The following is an 18,388-nucleotide window of genomic DNA, read 5'->3' as shown; positions in this document are numbered from 1 at the left end:
CGGCCGCACCCGGCTCAGCTCCAGAACCGGTCTTCCTCGTCGATGTCCTCGGTGCACTGGTCGATGTCGGTGACCTTGCCGCCGACGATCGTGAAGAACAGCCCCTGGCGGATCTCGAGGCCGTGGTCGCCCCGGTCGGCACGGGACGTGTGGAAGGACATGACGTGTCCGCGCCCATCGGCGAGCACCGCGTCCAGCTGGACCTGCATGGTTCCGTTGGTCGCCTCGCCCATGCGGCGGAAGAGATCGAGAATGGCATCGCGTCCCTTGTGGTGCCCGGAGAGCATGTTGTTGCCCGGGACGTGGTAGACCGCGTCGGCCGTCAACAGGGAGCTCAGCGTCTCCATGTCGCCTTCGCCGAACGCTACGTAACCCTTGCGGACCAGGGCGCAGTCGGGGTGCTCAGACATGGCGAACCACACCTTTCGTGCCTGTTCCTCCTGTTTGTTCAATCATCCGCCGGGGCCGACGGACTGTCCACGCCCGTGGAATCCGGCCAGCGACCTGGCCAGTTCGGTGAGCTCGGCGAGCCGTAGCACCCGGTCGCCCCAGCCCGGCAGCGGCACGTGCAGGACCCGCGTCCAGCGCGCGGGTACGGCCCCGATCCCGTGACCGCGCCGACACCGTCGCGGCGGTGACCGGCGCGCTGTGGCCGTGACGCCGAGGGTCAGGACGCGGCCGCCGCCGGGGCGGTGGCGCGGCTTCGTGCCGCGTGCCCGGTGCGCGTCGCGCGCAGCGCCAGGAAGGCGAGCGGCCCGACCGGGGACAGCGGGACGGTCAGTACCAGCAGGGGGCTCACCAGGGGTGGATCTCCAGGCGCCGGCCCTCCCGGTACATCCACCGGCCGAGCAGCAGGTCCCACTCGCCGGCCGGAAGGAGACCTCGAAGAGGAAGCGGGTCATGCGACGAGCTCCTTGCCGTCGTGCGCGGAATCGCTCACTCCGGCAGGAGGACTTGCGGAGGGCGTCGTGCGCAGGGCGGCCCACGTGCCCGCCGCAGCGGCGGCGACGATCGCGGCGGCGGCGCCGAGCGTCGCCCCGTCGGGGTGGATCAGGGCCTGACCGCGCAGGGCCTGCCACGTCACCAGGGCGAACACGGCGGCGTACGTCCCGCAGGCGACCAGGACGAGGCGGAGGCGGACGCGTTCGTCGGCGAGGCGGGTGAAGCGCGGGGCGAGGGCGACGAGCAGGAACAGGGTGAACGGCAGCACCTGCAGGGCGTGCAGTCCCACGAAGTGCGCGATGCGCAGGTCGCCGCCGGTGGTCTCCCAGCCCGTCAGCGGCATCGAGGGGCCGCCGTCCGTGACGCCCACGCCATGGGCGCCGACGACATCGGCGGTGCCCTGCTCCATCTGTATCCGCTGCTCCGGGGTGGGCTGCGCCATCACGAAGCCGAGAGCGGCGCCGGCCAGTGCCAGCACCGCGCCGCACCGCATCGCCCAGGCGGACGCGCGGTCCGCGAGCTGCGCGCGGAACAGCAGGGCGGCGATGAGCAGCGTGGCGGCCCACAGGACGACGACCGTCACCGCCATGGTGTCGAACACGGCCTTGTCGAAAGGCGTTTCGTTGTTGAAGTGGCTGCGCCTGCCGCGCACCGCCTGGCCGGTGATCAGGATCATCTCGATCCCGCTGGTCACGGCCACGACGGTGCCGCCCCACCAGCCGGCCCGTCGGAAGCGGGGCAGCAGGGGCAGCATCCAGGCGAGGGACAGCGCGTACGCGACGAACGACACCGAGAACTTGAACGGCTTGAACCAGACCGGTGCGCCGGCGACGACCCGTTCGTCGACGGCCAGGCCGACGGCCGAGACGACGGCGAGCACGGCCATCGACGCGGCGAACGCGAGCAGCGGCCTGTGCCACGACGTCCATGCGGACATGGAGACCCCCAAAGCGATTATGGATAGCGGAGCTGTCCGCTATCTGATAGGGAGACTATCTATGATGGGTGCGGTGAAGGCAAGGGCGGAAAGGTGAACGCGCGGTGCGCATCGGTGAGTTGAGCCGCAGGACCGGGGTGTCGGTCCCCACGATCAAGTACTACGTGCGGGAAGGGCTATTGCCCGCGGGGGAGTTGAGCAGCCCGAACCAGGCGAGCTACGACGACCGGCACGAACGCAGGCTGCGCCTGATCCGGGCGCTGCTCGACATCGGAGGGTTGTCCGTGGCCGCGATCCGGGAGGTGGTCGCGGCGGTCGAGGACCCGGACAGGTCGGTGCACAAGGTGCTGGGGGAGGCGGCGCACCGGATCACTCCGCGGTACGCGCAGGGCGGTGACGACGCGTCAATCGCGAGGGCGCGGGACGAGGTCGGACGGCTGATCGCCCGGCGGGGCTGGCAGGTCGATGTCGGCGACCCGGCGGCCACGGCCCTGGCCGAGACGCTGGCGGCACTGGACCGCGTGGGCCACGGGGCGTTCGCGGAGGTTCTCGACGACTACGCCGACGCGGCCGACCGGGTGGCCGACGCGGACCTGGCGTACGTGGCCGGCAGGGCGGGCCTGGACGACCTGGTGGAGGGAGTGGTGGTCGGTACGGTCCTGGGCGACGCGATGCTGGCGTCCCTGCGCCGCCTGGCCCAGACGCACCGCTCGGCGAAGAGGTACGTGGACTAGCCCGGGGGTACGACCCGGGTACGCGGACCGCCCGGGTTCGAACGTCAAGGCCGTTCGGGTTTGTGGGCAAGGAAGGTGGCGTAAGTCCTCTCAGCCCCTTCGCTGGGTTCCTCCACCAGTCGTGCAGTGAGGACGAGCCCGGCCTGCTTCAGGAGTTCGGCAATCCGATCAGGCGGCAACAGGTAGGACTCGTAAGACACCGGATGACCGCCATATGCCTGTGTGGGACGTAGATGCCGGCCCGCCCCTACGTGGCCGGCCAGCATCAGACAGCCGCCAGGCGCGAGAGTGCGGTGGAACTCGCCGAACACCACCGGCAACAACGTCGGTGGGGTGTGGTGGGTGGAGTAGTACGCGAGGATGCCGCCGAGGTCGTCGTCCTCGATCGGGAGCGAGGTCATCGATCCGACGCTGAAGCGCAGATCCGGGTAGGCGCTCCGGGCCAGTTCGACCATGGCGGGCGAGAGGTCCATGCCGAACGCTGGCACTTGCCGCTCGGCAAGGTAGGCCGTGACTTTGCCGGGCCCGCAGCCCAGGTCGGCGACGGGCCCGAGACCGGCCGTTCGCACGACCTCTGCGAACACGTTCAGCATCCCTCGGGACAGTGGATCCAGCTCCGCCGGGGGCTTGACCTGTTCGAAGTAGTCGGAGGCGACCGTGTCGTACGACTCCCGGACGGCGGCGAGGTAGGAGAGATCAGGCATGCGGGCGACTCTAGTGAGGACCCGCAGCCCACGTGATCACTTTCTTGGTCCGGAAAAGGGCCAGGGACGACCGCCTCATGACCGATTCCCTGACCCGGACAGCGAGCACGTCCCGAACGCGGTCAGTCGTCAAAGCGGTCCGGATCGACGCCGCTTGACGCGATCGTCGCCTTGGTCCGGAAAAGCGGCGCATGGCCCTGTCACGGCCCTCCGCGGGGCCCCTGCGCAGGCGCGCGGGCCCGAACCGGCCTGGGGCTACGCCGCCCGCTCCTGTTCGCGTTCCACCTGATCGTTCCACTCGCGCTTGATCGCGCGCCACGCCTCGTCCGACTTGCCCAGGCGCCAGTAGCCCGAGATCGACAACTGCTCGCGCGGGACGCCGCGTTCCATGCGCAGGTGGCGGCGCAGTTCCTTCACGCTGCCCGCCTCGCCGTGCACGAACGCGCTGACCTCGCCCTCCGGGAAGTCCAGTGCCGCCACCGCGGCCACCAGCGCCTCGCCCGCCGGTCGGTCGCCGCGGTGCAGCCAGGTGATCTCCACGCCGCCGGGCGCGGCGATCTTCTGTTCGTCCTCCGGGCCGGCCACTTCCACGAAGGCGTGCACCACCGCGTCGGCCGGCATCTGCTCGAGCGCCACGGCGATCGCCGGGAGCGCGCTCTCGTCGCCTGCCAGCAGGTGCCAGTCGGCCGTGGGCGCGGGGACGTAACCGCCGCCCGGGCCCAGGAAGCGCACCGTCTCGCCGACGCGGGCGCGCGCCGCCCACGGCCCCGCGAGGCCCTCGTCGCCGTGGACGACGAAGTCGATGGTCAGCTCGCGGTGCACCGCGTCCCAGTACCGCACGGTGTACGTGCGGTTGGCGGGCCACTGGTCGCGCGGGAACTCCTCGCGGATCCGCTCCATGTCGAACGGCTCCGGGTAACGCACGCCCGCCGCCGGGAAGACGAGCTTCACGTAGTGGTCGGTGTACTCGCCGATCTCGAAGGAGGACGACGCGTCGAGGCCCAGCACCACCCGCACCATGTGCGGCGTCAGCCGTTCGGTGCGCACGACCTTCGCCTCGTGGACCTTCGGTGCCTTGCGGGCCGGTCGCTCTGCCACGGTGCTCTCCCTGGAAGTGTGCGCATGCTTAGGCTTGCCTAAGTTAACACTTCCGCGGACTCGGCACCTCAGCGCTCCAGCGCCGACAGCAGCCGTACCACCGCCCCGCCCAGTCCCCACCGCTCCGCCAACTCCTTCAGCGCGCCCGGGTCGCGCGGCGCGCTCGGCAGGGACGCGTCGAACTCGGGCAGCGGCACGTCGGAGGCGACCCTGACGACCTTCGGCGCCACGGCGACGTACGCGCGCGCCTCGTCCAGGCGCTTGCGCTGCGAGGGCGTCAGCTTCGACGTGCGGTCGTCGACCGCCGCCATGATCCCGGCCAGGTCGCCGTACGTGTCGAGCAGCTTGGCCGCCGTCTTCTCGCCGATGCCCGGCACGCCCGGCAGCCCGTCGCTCGGGTCGCCGCGCAGCAGGGCGAGGTCGACATACCCGGGCCCGTCCACGCCGTACTTCTCGCGCAGCCACGCCTCGTCCGTCACCTGCAGCGTCCCGACGCCCTTCAGCGGGTAGAGCACCCGCCGCTCGCGGGCGTCGTCGACCAGCTGGAAGAGGTCGCGGTCGCCGGTGACGATGTCGACCGGGCCCGGGGCACGCGCCGTCAGCGTGCCGATCACGTCGTCCGCCTCGTATCCGTCGGCGCCGACGCGGGCGATGCCGACCGCCGCCAGCACCTCCTGGATCACCGGCACCTGCGGATCCAGCGTGTCCGGCGTCTCCTCGACGTCCGGCCCCACCTCGTGCTCCTCGGCCACCCGGTGCGCCTTGTACGTCGGGATGAGGTCGACCCGCCACTGCGGCCGCCAGTCGTTGTCCCAGCAGGCGACCAGGTCGTCCGGGCGGTGGTCCTGCACGAGCCGTGCGATGAAGTCCATCAGCCCGCGCACCGCGTTGACCGGGGTGCCGTTGGGAGCCCGGACCGAGTCGGGGACCCCGTAGTAGGCGCGGAAGTACAGGGAAGCGGTGTCGAGGAGCATCAGGCGTCGCGTCACATCGAAGATGATGCCGTACCCCACTGACAGCGACCCGTCGCCCCCGCAAGACACCTCAGCCGTGAGGTGGATCACCTTGGTGTTTGCCCTTTTCAGGCCGGGGCAAGGGCGGAACCGGAGCGAATCCCGTCGTAATTTCAACCATTGCACCGGGCAAGCGGGCGGACCCCGCCGTGCTCCACGGCCTGCTCACGGTGGTGGCGGGCCGTTCCCGGTTCTACGCGTGAGGTGTATGTGTCCAGGCTGCAGGCCGAGCACTTGTACAAAGTGTTCGGCAGACGACCCGACGAAGCGGTGACCCGGCTCGAGAGCGGCGCCGACCGAGGCGAGCTGCGCGCCGACGGAACGACCGCGGCGGTCGTCGACGCCTCGTTCACCGTCGAGCCCGGTCAGATCTTCGTCGTCATGGGTCTGTCGGGATCCGGCAAGTCCACGTTGCTGCGCATGCTCAACGGACTGCTGGAGCCCACCGCCGGACGCGTGCTCTTCGACGGTCAGGACCTGACCGCCCTCAGCCCCCGCGAACTGCGCGCTGTGCGCTCCACCAGGATCAGCATGGTGTTCCAGCACTTCGCGCTCTTCCCGCACCGCAGCGTGCTGGAGAACGCGGCCTACGGCCTCGAGGTGCAGGGCGTCCCCCGCGCCGAACGCGCCGAGCGGGCCGCCGAGGCACTGGAGCTGGTCGGCCTGGCCGGCTGGGAGAACTCCTGGCCCGACGAGCTCTCCGGCGGCATGCAGCAGCGTGTGGGCCTCGCCCGCGCCCTGGCCACCGACGCCGATCTGCTGCTCATGGACGAGTCCTTCAGCGCGCTCGACCCCCTGATCCGCCGCGACATGCAGGACCAGCTGCTGGAGCTGCAGAAGCGCCTGCAGAAGACCATCGTCTTCATCACCCACGACCTCAACGAGGCCACGCGCCTCGGCGACTCGATCGCGGTGATGCGCGACGGCAGGATCGTCCAGCTCGGCACCGCCGAGGACATCCTCGTCACGCCCGCCGACGACTACGTGGCCTCCTTCACCCAGGACGTCGACCGCTCCCGCGTGCTCACCGCCGGCGCGATCATGGCCGACGCGGACACCGTGTACGGCACCGTGACGGACAGCGGCGAGGAGATGCGCGACGCGAAGGACGTGCTGGCCGCGGCCCCGGCCACGGTCGGCGCCGACACCCCGATCCTCGAGCTGTTCAGGCCCTGCTCCACCAGCGGCGTCGCCGTCGCGGTCACGGACGACGACGGCGCGCTCATCGGCGTCGTACCGAGGGCGCGGCTGCTCGCGGTCCTCGGCGAGCCGATGAACCCGGGCACGCCCCTCGACGTGCCCGCGCAGCTGACGCCCGCCGCCGCCAAGGCGGCAGCCCCCGCGGGCAAGGCGGTGGCCGGTGCCTAGGCTTCACCTCGGCGCCTGGGTCGACAGCGGTGTCGACTGGCTCCAGCGCCATCTGTCCTGGCTGTTCGACGCGATCAGCTCGCTCGTCACCGGGATGTACGACGGGATCGACGCGGCCCTGTCCGCGCCCGAGCCCCTGCTCTTCGCCGGCGTCCTCGCTGTGGCCGCCTGGTGGCTGCGCGGTCTGCTCGCCGGTGTGCTCGCGTTCGCCGGCTTCGCCCTGATCGACTCCATCGAGCTGTGGAACGACGCGATGTCGACACTCTCGCTGGTGCTCGTCGCGACCATCGTGACGCTGGTGATCTCCGTACCGCTCGGCATCTGGGCCTCGCGCTCGAAGGCCGTCAGCGCCGTCACACGGCCGGTGCTGGACTTCATGCAGACCATGCCGGCCATGGTCTACCTGATCCCCGGCATCATCTTCTTCGGCGTCGGCGTCGTCCCCGGCATCATCGCCACCATCGTGTTCGCCCTGCCGCCCGGCGTCCGCATGACCGAGCTCGGCATCCGGCAGGTCGACGGAGAACTCGTCGAGGCGGCCGAGGCGTTCGGCACCACCCAGCGCAACACCCTGCTGCGCGTCCAGCTGCCGCTGGCCCTGCCGACGATCATGGCCGGCATCAACCAGGTCATCATGCTGGGCCTGTCGATGGTGGTCATCGCCGGCATGGTCGGCGGCGGGGGCCTCGGCGGCGCGGTCTACCGCGCCATCGGCAACGTCGACATCGGTCTCGGCTTCGAGGCCGGCATCTCCATCGTCATCCTCGCCATGTACCTGGACCGGATCACCGGTGCGCTGGGCCGCCAGGTCTCGCCGCTCGGACGCCGCGCGCTCGCCAAGGCCCGCGCGATGGCGGGCGGTGTCAAGATCTGGAACCACCGCCCCCGGCCCGCCGTGGCCGTCGTGGGCGTCGTCGTCCTCGCGCTCGCCGCGGGCGGCATGGGCATGTTCGGCGGCGCGAAGACGCAGAACACCTCGGACGCGGCGAACGTCGGCCAGGGCAAGAAGATCTCCGTCGGCTACATCCCGTGGGACGAGGGCATCGCGTCCACGTTCCTGTGGAAGGAACTGCTGGAGCAGCGAGGTTTCGAGGTCGACACCAAGCAGCTGGAGGCCGGTTCGCTCTACACCGGGCTCGCCGGCGGCCAGATCGACTTCCAGACCGACGCCTGGCTCCCCGTCACCCATGCCTCCTACTGGGAGAAGTACCAGGACAAGCTGGAGGACATGGGCTCCTGGTACGGCCCCACCTCGCTGGAGCTGTCCGTCCCGTCGTACATGAAGGGCATCGACTCCCTGGAGGACCTCAAGGGCAAGTCGGGCCGGTTCAAGGGTCGCATCATCGGCATCGAGCCGAGCGCCGGGATGATGGGCCTCCTCAAGGACAAGGTCTTGAAGGACTACGGCCTGGAGGGCGAGTACGAGGTCGTCGACGGCTCCACGCCCGGCATGCTCGCCGAGCTGAAGCGGGCGTACGACAAGAAGGAGCCCATCGTCACCACCCTGTGGTCGCCGCACTGGGCGTACAGCACCTACGACCTGAAGAAGCTCAAGGACCCCAAGGGCTCCTGGGGCAAGGGCGACGGTGTGCACACGCTCGCGCGCAAGGACTTCGGCGCCGACAACCCGCAGGTCGCCGCGTGGCTGAAGAACTTCGGCATGACCGAGAAGCAGCTCACGGACCTCGAGGCGAAGATCCAGGAGACCGGCAAGGGCAAGGAGCAGGAAGCCGTCCGCGCCTGGCTGAAGGACAACCCCGGCCTCGCCGACAAGTGGACCCCCCTCGGCAAGGCGGGCAAGACCGCAGGCGGCAAGGAGAGCGCGACCGCGCCCTGAACCGTACGTCGAAGGAGTGGACTCCCTCGACTACCTCAAGGGGCCTGGACGGAGAAGAACCCGGGCATCGCCGACCGCATCGCCCCGAGGTGACCGGGCCGCATCCGCCGCCGCACCCGCGAAAGGGGTGGGTCCCCTGCCGAGCCGCACCGCCGCTCGGCAGGGGACCCGCCCCTTTCGGCCGTGACCGCCTTGATCGCGCTACTCCAGCGCTCGATGAGTACGGATGGGCCAATGCTGCGTATGGTGATACAGGACCCAGGGGAGGGGAGCCCGGCCCATGGACGCGAAGGACGCGAAGGACGCCAAGGAGAGGGAAGAGCCTCTCCGGGTGGGCGCGGCCGTGCGCAAACGGCGCCGGGCACTGCGTCTGACCCTCGCCGCCGTCGCGGCCCGCAGCGGCCTTTCCGTGCCCTTCCTCAGCCAGATCGAGAACGAGCGCGCCCGCCCCAGCATCCGCTCCCTCCAGCGCGTCGCCGACGCCCTCGACACCACGGCGGAGACGCTGCTCGCCGCCTCCGACTCGGCCCGCACCATCGACCTCGTACGCGCCGGTGACAGCACCCACCCCGGCGCGCCGCCGCCGGGAGTCCGCTCCCTGGTGCGCGGCCGCCACCAGCTGCACGCCACCGAGTACAGCGGCGAGCGCGAGACCGAGGGCGAGTTCCAGCACCGCAACGACGAGCTGATGTACGTGGCCGAGGGGGCCGTCGAGGTGGAGGCCGAGGGCCGCGCCCACCGGCTCGGCCGCGGCGACTCACTCTTCCTGTCCGGCGGTGTGCGGCACCGCTGGCGGGCCACCACTGCGGACACCCGCATCCTCGTCGTCGCGGTCGCCGACCACATCGCGGCGAACAACGACCCCCGGGGCTGACCGCGTGCGCGTCGTCTCCCTGGTGCCCTCGCTGACCGAGGCCGTCGCCGCGACCGCGCCCGGGCTGCTGGTCGGCGCCACCGACTGGTGCAGCAGGCCCGCCGGCCTCGACGTCGTACGCGTCGGCGGCACCAAGAACCCCGACGTGGCGGCCGTCGCGGCGCTGCGGCCCGACCTCGTGGTCGCCAACGAGGAGGAGAACCGCGAGCCCGATCTCGCGGCGCTGCGCGCGGCGGGGATCGAGGTCATGGTCACCGAGGTGCGCGGCCTGGACCAGGCGCTGAGCGAGCTGGAGCGCGTCCTCGTCGGCGGCTGCGGCCTCGCCCGGCCGCGCTGGCTCGACGAGGCCCGGCGGGTCTGGTCGTCCGTCGAGCCCGTCGTCGGCGTGCGGGCCGTCGTGCCGATCTGGCGCAGGCCCTGGATGGTGCTCGGCCGCGACACCTTCGCCGGGGACCTGCTCGCCCGGCTCGGCGTCGCCAACGCCTACGCCGGCCACGCCGACCGCTACCCGCGGATCCCGCTCGACGAGCTGCGGGGGAGCGGCGCAGACCTGGTCGTCCTGCCCGACGAGCCCTACGCCTTCGGCCCCGACGACGGTCCCGAGGCGTTCCCGGCCCTGCCCGCCGCCCTCGTCGACGGGCGTTCGCTGACCTGGTACGGGCCCTCCCTGGTCGACGCCCCCGGGGTGCTCAGCGCCGCCCTGCGAGCAGCTCTCCGCGCAGCACACCCCGGACGGTGAGGGCACCGGCCACGGCCCAGGCCACGGCGAGGAAGACGTACAGGACGATCGCCAGCCACTCGTAGGCCACCAGTCCCGTGTGGCGGGCCAGCGTCTGCGCCCCCGTCACGCACGTGCCGACCGGGAAGGTGAACGCCCACCAGCTCATCGTGAACGGCAGCCCCGCACGGGCGGCGCGCACCACCATCGCACCGGCGAGCGCCAGCCACAGCAGCGCGAAGCCCATCACCGGCACGCCGTACACGACGGCGAGCGCGCCGAGACCGTGCGCGTACGACGCCTCGATCGCGCGCGGAGCCACGTCCGCCAGCTTGTTCACGGCGGTCGTCGACTGGCCGAGCGGACCGAGGACCAGGAACAGGGCGGGAGTCAGTGCCAGGGGCAGCGGGCCGTGGTGCACGAGCCGCGCGAAGACGACCGGCAGGATGAGCAGCGTCGCCAGCAGGCTGACCCCGAACATGGCATAGCTCGCCAGCAGCAGCGCCTCGCGCCCCTGGCCTGCGGGCAGATGCGGCACCAGCAGCGGCCCGAAGGACGCGGAGACCATCGGCGCCACGACCGGCAGCAGCCACACGGGCGAGGCACTGCCCGGGGTCACCTTGTGGCGCACGACCATGAGGTACGGCACGGCCACGGCGGCCACGAGACCCACGGCCGTCCCCACCGCGAACAGCGTCGCCGCGACCGGCAGGGCCGCGTGGCCGCCGACCAGGCCACGGCCCACCGTCAGCGCTCCCGCGCCGACCGCCAGCAGCGCCATCGACAGACAGCCGTAGAACGGCGCGACGGCCGGGTCGAGCAGGTGCGCGCGGGCCCGGTCACTGTGACGGACCCAGTGCGCGGCACGGGCCGCCAGCAGGACCGTCAGCAGCACGGCCGACAGTGCCCACACGGCGACGCACACGGTGTGCAGCCCCGGGAGGCGCACCGGAAGCGCGTCGCCGGCCGTGCCGACGATCGCGGTCCCCATGACCGCCGCGTACCAGTTCGGGCCGAGCTCCCTGACGGACGGCAGCCGCACCACGAGCGGGCGCCGGGGTGAGGCGGACAGGCGGCTGCGGGTATGGGCGACGGTGACCATGGCGTCACCCTGGCGTCTGCTCGCCCGGCCCACCAGGGACCATTCACCTATCACCTCATAAACTGGTCTTATGAGTGACGAGGAGCGTGTGCCGCTCGCCCACCGCGTGCCCGACCTGGGAGCGCTCGAACTGCTGCTCGCGGTCGCCCGGCACGGCAGCCTGGGGCGTGCCGCCCGCGAGCTGGGCATCACCCAGCCGGCGGCCAGCAGCCGCATCCGCTCCATGGAACGCCAGCTCGGCGTGGCCCTCGTCGACCGCTCACCGCGCGGCTCCCGGCTCACCGAGGCGGGGGCGCTCGTGACCGACTGGGCGCGCCGGGTCGTCGAGGCGGCCGAGGCATTCGACGCGGGGGCGCAGGCGCTGCGGGGGCGTCGTGACTCCCGGCTGCGGGTGGCCGCGAGCATGACGATCGCCGAGTACCTCCTGCCCGGCTGGCTGATCGCGCTGCGCGCCGAGCGCCCCGGCACGGCCGTCTCGCTGCTCGCAGGGAACTCCGCGGCGGTCGCGGAGCGGCTGCTCACGGGGGAGGCGGACCTGGGCTTCGTCGAGGGCCTGGCGGTCCCGGAGGGGCTGGACGGGGCGATCATCGGCCACGACCGCCTGTTCGTGGTCGCCGCGCCGGCCCACGCGTGGGCGAGGCGGCGGCGCGCCGCCCTCACCCCCGAGGAACTGGCCGCCTCGCCGCTCGTCCTGCGCGAACGCGGCTCCGGTACGCGGCAGGTCCTCGACTCCGCGCTGTCCCGGTACGGCGGGCTGTCCGACCCGCTCCTGGAACTGGCCTCGACGACCGCGGTGAAGGCGGCGGCGGTGAGCGGGGCGGGTCCGGCGGTGCTCAGCGAGCTGGCGGTGACGGAGGAGCTGGCGTCGCGCCGCCTGGTCCGCATCCCGGTGGAGGGGGTGCGTCTCGACCGCGACCTGCGGGCCGTCTGGCCCCACGGCCAACGCCCCGCGGGCCCGGCCCGCGACCTGCTCTCGCTGACGCGGGCACCGTGGTAGGGGTCGGGTGACGGAGCGAGATCAGCCCGTCCGGCGTTCGAGGACACCGCGCGAAGCGCGGTACGGGGTCCGGGGCTTGCCCCGGTTCGGGAAGGGGCGGGGTGGGGAAAGGGCCCCGCGCAGCGCTACCCCGCCGCCGCGTCCACCAGCGCCGACATCACCCGGACGTCCGTGCCCATCTCCGGATGCCACTGAACACCCAGCACCCACGCGTCGCCCGGCCTCTCCACCGCCTCCACCGTGCCGTCCTCCGCGTACGCGGACGAGACCAGGCCCTCTCCCAGGCGGTCCACCGCCTGGTGGTGGTACGTCGGCACCGGTGCGGCCTCCGGCACGATCCCCGCGTACAGCGTCCCCGGCACCGGCTTCACCGCGTGCTCGCCGAACACACCCAGCGCCCCGTCCGGCCCGATGTGGCCGTCCAGGTGCTGGACCAGCGTCCCGCCGAGGCCCACGTTCAGCAGCTGCATGCCGCGGCAGATGCCCAGCAGCGGTGTCCCGGAAGCCAGCGCGGCCCGGATCAGCGCCAGTTCCCAGGTGTCGCGCTCGGGAGCCGGCGGGCCCGTGCGGGGCGAGCGTTCGGCGCCGTACCGCTCCGGTTCCACGTCGGGGCCGCCCGCGACGACCAGGCCGTCGAGCCGGGCGACCACCGATCCGGCGGCCGCCGGGTCGTCGGGCGGGAGCATCGCGGCGAGGCCGCCGGCCGCCTGGACCAGCCGGGGATAAGCGGCCGGCAGCAGCACGGCGGACATGTCCCACACACCCCACCGCGCGGACGCCTCCAGGTAGGTGCTGACACCGATGAGCGGCTTGGACCCACGCGACACGTGCACTGCGTTCACTTCCGTTCGAGCTCGGCCTCGGCCGCCGCCAGCGCGGCGAACTCCTCCTCGGGCGCCTGCGCCACCAGCCGGTGCCGACTGTAGAACGCGAAGTAGGCGAGGGCCACGGCGTAGACGGCGAGCGCCGTGAAGGCGGCGTCCTTGTCCACCAGGAACGTCGCCACCAGCGCGGACAGTGCCAGCACGAAGGCGACGGACGAGGTGACGACACCGCCGGGAGTCCGGTAGGGGCGGGGGAGTTCGGGTTCGCGGCGGCGCAGCACGATGTGGGAGAGGGCCATCAGCGCGTAGCTGATCGTGGCGCCGAAGACCGCGATGTTCAGCATCCGCGCGCCGTTCCCGGTCCCCGCCGCCAGCGCGAAGCCGATCGCGCCGGGGATCAGCAGCCCCAGGTACGGGGACTTGCGCCGGCTGGTCAGCGACAGGAACCGCGGCAGGTACCCGGCCCGGGACAGGGCGAAGAGCTGCCGGGAGCCCGCGTAGATCAGGGAGAAGAAGGAGGCGACGAGACCGGCGAGGCCGGCGTAGTTCACGAAGCGGCTGAGCGGGGTCGGGTCGCCGTCCCCCTGGAGGGCCACGACCAGCGGGTTGCCCGCCTCCTGGATGGCGGCCGAGCCGCGCGCGCCGGTCGAGGCGAAGAACGTCAGCACCGCGAGCAGGACCAGGATGCCCATGGAGATCGCCAGCGCACGCGGCATCGAGCGCACCGGGTCCTTGGCCTCCTCCGCCGCGAGCGGCACCCCCTCGACGCCGAGGAAGAACCACATGCCGAACGGGAAGGCGGCCCAGATGCCGAGCAGACCGAACGGCAGCCACGAATTCGCGCCGAAGGCGTCCTTGTCGACCGGGATGTCGTCCAGGCCGCCCGCGTGGAATTCGGTGAGCGCGCCGAGGGCGAAGATCAGCAGGGCGGCGACGGCGATGGCCGTCACGACCAGACTGAAGCGCAGCGCCTCGCCGACGCCCCACAGGTGGATGCCGATGAAGATCGCGAAGCAGGCGAGATGGACCGGCCAGCCGGACTCCAGGCCGAACAGTCCGAGGGATTCGACGTAGTCGCCGATGAAGATCGAGATCGCGGCGGGCGCGAGGATGTACTCGATGAGGATCGCCGTGCCGGTGAGGAAACCGCCCCACGTGCCGAGCGCTCGACGGGCGAAGCCGTAACCGCCGCCCGCGGTCGGCAGGATCGCGGACAGTTCGGCGAGGGCGAAGACGAGACAGGCGTACATCGCGCCCATCAGCAGGGTGGCGACGGCGAGTCCGCCGAAGCCGCCCTTGGACAGGCCGATGTTCCAGCCGGAGAAGTCGCCGGAGACGACGTACGCGACGCCGAGACCGGTCAGGAGCAGCCAGCCGGCGCTGCCCCTGCGCAGGGTGCGGCGGTTCAGATAGGCGTCCCCCACGGGCTCGGCCGAGGAGGGCGCGGGGGACGGGGTGCGCGAGGTGGTGCCTTCAGCCATGGGTCGCTCCTGGCTCAGGTCGCTCAGGTCAAAGGTTTGTGCGGACACCTTTGCGGCACTCCGGCGGCAGCGCAAGCCCTCTGGGTAAAGCCGAGGTTACGGATCGGCCCTCGGCCCCCCTGTCCGACGCCCGCCAGTGCCCTGTGGACCGGTCCGCGGCCACCCTGCCGGCGCCGCCCCTCGCGCGCGCCCGCCTCTCAGGGCAGAAAGCCGCGCAGCAGCGCCGCCGTGCCCTCGCAGTGCTCCCGCATCACCTCGCGCGCCGCGTCCGCGTCTCCCTCCAGGACCGCCTCGACGAGTGCCGCGTGCTGGTGCTGTGAGTGCTCCAGGTTCCGCACGAGCAGCGGGATGCAGTCGAGCAGATCGTTCAGCTTCGCCCGCACGGCGGCGTACTGCGCGGTCAGACTGGGCGAGCCCGACAACTCGGCCAGCGTCAGGTGCAGCAGCGTGTCCTGTCTGCGGTACTCCGCGAGCGGTGCGTCGTGCGTCGCCGCCAGCGCCGTGCGCAGCCGTTCGGCGCCCCCGTCGGTCAGTCCGTGCGTCGCGCACAGTCCGGCCGCGCCCACCTCCAGCACCTCCCGGAAGCGCAGGGTGTCGTCCACGTCCACACCCGCGAGCCGCCGGCGCAGCTCGTCCTCGCCCTGGCTGTCCGGCCGGTGCAGCACGAACGTTCCGCCGTAGCGGCCCCGCCGGCTCTCCACCAGGCCCTGATCGGTCAGCACCTTGAGCACCTCGCGCAGCGTGACCCGGCTGATGCCCATCCGCTCGGCCAGCTCCCGCTCCGCGGGCAGCCGCTCGCCGCCGGAGACCAGCCCGAGCCGCAACAGCTGGAGGATCTGCTCGAGCGCCTCCTCGAAGCCGTTGCCCGCGCGTACGGGGCGCAGCACGGGGGTGAGCCGGTCGGCCGGCCCGTCCGTCGTCCCGCCTGTCTTCGCCACCTCGCCGTTTCCCCTTCCCAAGCAATGGTCTTCAGCAATACCTTATGACTCCCGGCTGACCCAAGGAGGCGTAATCCCGTGGCAGACCGCACACCACCACTCGCCGTCGAGGAGCTGCGCGCCCTCGTCGCGAGCGGCGAGATCGACACAGTCGTCCTGGCCTTCCCCGATATGCAGGGACGGCTCCAGGGCAAGCGGTTCGCCGCACCCTTCTTCCTCGACGAGGTCGTCGAACACGGCACGGAGGGCTGCAACTACCTCCTTGCCGTCGATGCCGAGATGAACACCGTCGACGGCTACGAGATGTCCTCCTGGGAGCGGGGGTACGGCGACTTCGCCATGCACCCCGATCTCACCACGCTGCGCCGCGTCCCGTGGAACGAGGGCACCGCACTGCTCGTCGCCGACCTCGCGTGGAACGACGGCTCGCCCGTCGCCGCCGCGCCCCGCCAGATCCTGCGCCGCCAGCTGGAGCGCCTGGCCGAGCACGGGTACACCGCGCACGTGGGCACGGAGCTGGAGTTCATCGTCTTCAAGGACACCTACGAACAGGCGTGGGACCGCGACTACCGCGGCCTCACCCCGGCCAACCAGTACAACATCGACTACTCCGTCCTCGGCACCGGCCGCATCGAACCCCTGCTGCGCCGGATCCGCAACGAGATGGCGGCGGCCGGACTGACCGTCGAGTCCGCCAAGGGGGAGTGCAACCCCGGCCAGCACGAGATCGCCTTCAAGTACGACGAGGCCCTGGTCACCTGCGACCAGCACGCCGTCTACAAGACGGGCGCCAAGGAGATCGCCGCGCAGGAGGGCGTCTCGCTCACCTTCATGGCCAAGTACAACGAGCGCGAGGGCAACTCCTGCCACATCCACCTGTCGCTCCAGTCCATCGACGAGGCCGGCACCAACGTCATGGCGGGCGACGGGCCGGGCGGCATGTCGCCCGTGATGCGCCACTTCCTCGCGGGCCAGCTCGCCGCCCTGCGCGACTTCTCCCTGCTGTACGCGCCGAACATCAACTCCTACAAGCGCTTCCAGCCCGGCACCTTCGCCCCGACGGCCGTCGCCTGGGGCTACGACAACCGCACCTGCGCGCTCCGCGTCGTGGGACACGGCCGCTCGATGCGGTTCGAGAACCGGCTGCCCGGCGGCGACGTCAATCCGCACCTCGCCGTCGCCGGTCTCGTCGCGGCCGGGCTCCACGGCATCGAGCAGCGGCTCGAACTGCCCGACGCGTGTGCCGGCAACGCCTACACCGCCGACTACGAACACGTCCCGACCACCCTGCGCGAGGCCGCCGAGCTCTGGGAGAACAGCCCCATCGCCAAGGCCGCCTTCGGCGACGAGGTCGTCGCCCACTACCGGAACATGGCGCGCGTCGAACTCGAAGCCTTCGACGCAGCGGTCACCGACTGGGAGCTCCGCCGCTCCTTCGAACGCATGTGAGGCCTCCTTGACCGCCCAGCACCACGTACTGAACCCCGCCACCGAAGAGGTCGTGCGCACCGTCCCCGCGACCACGGCCGCCGAGGTCGACGCCGCCGTCGCCCGCGCCACCGCGGCCCAGCGGCAGTGGGCGGCAGCCACCCCCGCCGACCGGGCGAGGCTGCTGCGCCGATTCGCCGCGGTCGTCGACGGCCACGTCGAGGAACTGGCGCGGCTCGAAGTCCTCGAAGCCGGGCACACCATCGGCAACGCGCGCTGGGAAGCGGGCAACGCCCGCGACCTGTTCGACTACGCGGCCGGGGGAGTGGAGCGCCTGAACGGCCGCCAGATCCCCGTCCCCGGCGGCCTGGACATCACCGTCCTCGAACCGCTCGGTGTCGTCGGCGTCATCGCGCCGTGGAACTTCCCCATGCCGATCGCCGCCTGGGGCACCGCCCCCGCGCTCGCCGCCGGCAACGCCGTACTGCTCAAGCCCGCCGAGACCACCCCGCTCACCGCGCTGCGCCTCGCGGAACTCGCGCTGGAGGCGGGTCTTCCCGAGCACCTGTTCCAGGTGCTGCCGGGCGCCGGGGACGTGGCGGGCAACACCCTGGTCGAGCACCCGGGCGTCGCCAAGATCGTGTTCACCGGGTCGACCCGGGTCGGCAAGCAGATCATGGCCAAGTGCGCCGACCGCGTGAAGCGGGTGACCCTCGAACTCGGCGGCAAGAGCCCCAACATCGTCTTCGCCGACAGCGACCTCGACGCCGCGGCGGCGGCCACCCCGATGTCGTTCCTCGACAACTCCGGCCAGGACTGCTGCGCCCGCACCCGCATCCTCGTGCAGCGCTCCGTGTACGACCGCTTCCTCGACCTGCTCGCACCCGCGATCGAGTCCGTGGTCGTCGGAGACCCGTCGGACGAGAAGACACAGATGGGGCCCCTGATCTCCCGGACCCAGCTGGACCGGGTACGGTCCTACGTCCCCGACGACGCGAAGGCGATCCGCGGCACCGCCCCCGAGGGGCCCGGCTTCTGGTTCCCGCCGACGCTCCTCACCGACCTCGCGCCCGACGCGCCCGCCGCCTGCGAAGAGGTCTTCGGGCCCGTGGCCGCCGTGCTCCCGTTCGAGGACGAGGAGGACGCCGTACGGCTCGCCAACGCCACCGAGTACGGACTGTCCGGTTCGATCTGGACCCGCGACGTGGGCCGTGCGCTGCGCGTCTCACGGGCGGTCCAGGCGGGCAACCTGTCCGTCAACTCCCACTCCAGCGTCCGCTACTGGACGCCGTTCGGGGGCTACAAGCAGTCCGGCCTCGGCCGCGAACTCGGCCCCGACGCCCTCACCGCTTTCACCGAGACCAAGAACGTCTTCATCAGCACGGAGGCCTGA

Annotated in this window: 18 protein-coding genes; 8 read left to right on the top strand and 10 right to left on the bottom strand. The window is 71.8% G+C overall.

The genetic code is table 11. From position 1 onward, the window contains the following. Positions 1–14: 14 nt before the first annotated feature. The 3 genes from ACWD0A_RS16345 to ACWD0A_RS16335 all read right to left on the bottom strand — a co-directional run bounded on the left by ACWD0A_RS16345 (position 15) and on the right by ACWD0A_RS16335 (position 1,879). Complete coding sequence (locus ACWD0A_RS16345) at positions 15–410, bottom strand: nuclear transport factor 2 family protein (protein ID WP_451298562.1); 396 nt, start codon at positions 408–410, stop codon at positions 15–17. A gap of 257 nt (positions 411–667) precedes the next feature. Further along, on the bottom strand, positions 668–799 hold the full coding sequence (locus ACWD0A_RS16340) for a hypothetical protein (RefSeq protein ID WP_451298560.1): 132 nt from the start codon (positions 797–799) through the stop codon (positions 668–670). Positions 800–898: 99 nt separating this feature from the next. Next, positions 899–1,879 carry a hypothetical protein gene (locus ACWD0A_RS16335; RefSeq protein WP_451298558.1) on the bottom strand — a complete coding sequence of 327 codons (981 nt, stop codon included), beginning with the start codon at positions 1,877–1,879 and terminating at the stop codon, positions 899–901. A 104-nt stretch (positions 1,880–1,983) separates the two neighbouring features. Between ACWD0A_RS16335 and ACWD0A_RS16330 the strand changes: the two genes are divergently transcribed. Further along, positions 1,984–2,613 carry a MerR family transcriptional regulator gene (locus ACWD0A_RS16330; protein WP_451298556.1) on the top strand — a complete coding sequence of 210 codons (630 nt, stop codon included), beginning with the start codon at positions 1,984–1,986 and terminating at the stop codon, positions 2,611–2,613. A 44-nt stretch (positions 2,614–2,657) separates the two neighbouring features. Here ACWD0A_RS16330 and ACWD0A_RS16325 read toward each other — a convergent pair whose 3' ends face one another. The 3 genes from ACWD0A_RS16325 to ACWD0A_RS16315 form a co-directional block, all read right to left on the bottom strand. Continuing rightward, complete coding sequence (locus ACWD0A_RS16325) at positions 2,658–3,317, bottom strand: class I SAM-dependent methyltransferase (protein WP_451298554.1); 660 nt, start codon at positions 3,315–3,317, stop codon at positions 2,658–2,660. A gap of 255 nt (positions 3,318–3,572) precedes the next feature. Continuing rightward, the gene (locus ACWD0A_RS16320) at positions 3,573–4,415 is read right to left on the bottom strand and encodes a siderophore-interacting protein (RefSeq protein WP_451298552.1); all 843 of its coding nucleotides are present in this window, start codon (positions 4,413–4,415) and stop codon (positions 3,573–3,575) included. A 68-nt stretch (positions 4,416–4,483) separates the two neighbouring features. After that, positions 4,484–5,389: a 5'-3' exonuclease gene (locus ACWD0A_RS16315; RefSeq protein ID WP_451298661.1), complete on the bottom strand. Its 906-nt coding sequence runs from the start codon at positions 5,387–5,389 to the stop codon at positions 4,484–4,486. A 249-nt stretch (positions 5,390–5,638) separates the two neighbouring features. Between ACWD0A_RS16315 and ACWD0A_RS16310 the strand changes: the two genes are divergently transcribed. From ACWD0A_RS16310 to ACWD0A_RS16295, 4 genes are all read left to right on the top strand, one after another. Further along, on the top strand, positions 5,639–6,796 hold the full coding sequence (locus ACWD0A_RS16310; RefSeq protein ID WP_451298550.1) for a quaternary amine ABC transporter ATP-binding protein: 1,158 nt from the start codon (positions 5,639–5,641) through the stop codon (positions 6,794–6,796). Next, complete coding sequence (locus ACWD0A_RS16305; RefSeq protein ID WP_451298548.1) at positions 6,789–8,633, top strand: ABC transporter permease/substrate binding protein; 1,845 nt, start codon at positions 6,789–6,791, stop codon at positions 8,631–8,633. Before ACWD0A_RS16310 ends, ACWD0A_RS16305 begins: the two co-directional genes overlap by 8 nt. A 280-nt stretch (positions 8,634–8,913) precedes the next feature. Further along, positions 8,914–9,507: a helix-turn-helix domain-containing protein gene (locus tag ACWD0A_RS16300; protein WP_451298546.1), complete on the top strand. Its 594-nt coding sequence runs from the start codon at positions 8,914–8,916 to the stop codon at positions 9,505–9,507. Between the two features lie 4 nt (positions 9,508–9,511). After that, positions 9,512–10,246: a helical backbone metal receptor gene (locus ACWD0A_RS16295; protein ID WP_451298544.1), complete on the top strand. Its 735-nt coding sequence runs from the start codon at positions 9,512–9,514 to the stop codon at positions 10,244–10,246. On the opposite strand, the gene ACWD0A_RS16290 is transcribed toward ACWD0A_RS16295, so the two are convergent. Then, positions 10,197–11,327, bottom strand: a complete 1,131-nt coding sequence (locus tag ACWD0A_RS16290) for a TDT family transporter (protein WP_451298542.1) — start codon at positions 11,325–11,327, stop codon at positions 10,197–10,199. The genes ACWD0A_RS16295 and ACWD0A_RS16290 overlap by 50 nt on opposite strands. 70 nt (positions 11,328–11,397) lie before the next feature. Here ACWD0A_RS16290 and ACWD0A_RS16285 point away from each other — a divergent pair, with 70 nt between their 5' ends. Next, complete coding sequence (locus tag ACWD0A_RS16285) at positions 11,398–12,324, top strand: LysR family transcriptional regulator (RefSeq protein WP_451298540.1); 927 nt, start codon at positions 11,398–11,400, stop codon at positions 12,322–12,324. A 125-nt stretch (positions 12,325–12,449) separates the two neighbouring features. On the opposite strand, the gene ACWD0A_RS16280 is transcribed toward ACWD0A_RS16285, so the two are convergent. From ACWD0A_RS16280 to ACWD0A_RS16270, 3 genes are all read right to left on the bottom strand, one after another. Further along, positions 12,450–13,076: a gamma-glutamyl-gamma-aminobutyrate hydrolase family protein gene (locus ACWD0A_RS16280; RefSeq protein WP_451298659.1), complete on the bottom strand. Its 627-nt coding sequence runs from the start codon at positions 13,074–13,076 to the stop codon at positions 12,450–12,452. An 86-nt stretch (positions 13,077–13,162) separates the two neighbouring features. Then, complete coding sequence (eat, locus tag ACWD0A_RS16275; RefSeq protein WP_451298538.1) at positions 13,163–14,629, bottom strand: ethanolamine permease; 1,467 nt, start codon at positions 14,627–14,629, stop codon at positions 13,163–13,165. A 197-nt stretch (positions 14,630–14,826) separates the two neighbouring features. After that, positions 14,827–15,567, bottom strand: coding sequence for a FadR/GntR family transcriptional regulator (locus tag ACWD0A_RS16270; RefSeq protein ID WP_451298536.1), 741 nt, complete (start codon positions 15,565–15,567; stop codon positions 14,827–14,829). A gap of 78 nt (positions 15,568–15,645) precedes the next feature. Here ACWD0A_RS16270 and ACWD0A_RS16265 point away from each other — a divergent pair, with 78 nt between their 5' ends. Both ACWD0A_RS16265 and ACWD0A_RS16260 read left to right on the top strand, forming a co-directional pair. Beyond that, on the top strand, positions 15,646–17,016 hold the full coding sequence (locus tag ACWD0A_RS16265) for a glutamine synthetase family protein (RefSeq protein WP_451298534.1): 1,371 nt from the start codon (positions 15,646–15,648) through the stop codon (positions 17,014–17,016). Positions 17,017–17,023: 7 nt separating this feature from the next. Then, positions 17,024–18,388: an aldehyde dehydrogenase family protein gene (locus ACWD0A_RS16260; protein WP_451298532.1), complete on the top strand. Its 1,365-nt coding sequence runs from the start codon at positions 17,024–17,026 to the stop codon at positions 18,386–18,388.

It is taken from the genome of Streptomyces sp. NPDC002867 (genome assembly GCF_053591895.1).
The sequence above is the reverse complement of the archived record's forward strand: the minus strand, read 5'-3'. Positions and strand labels throughout refer to the sequence as shown.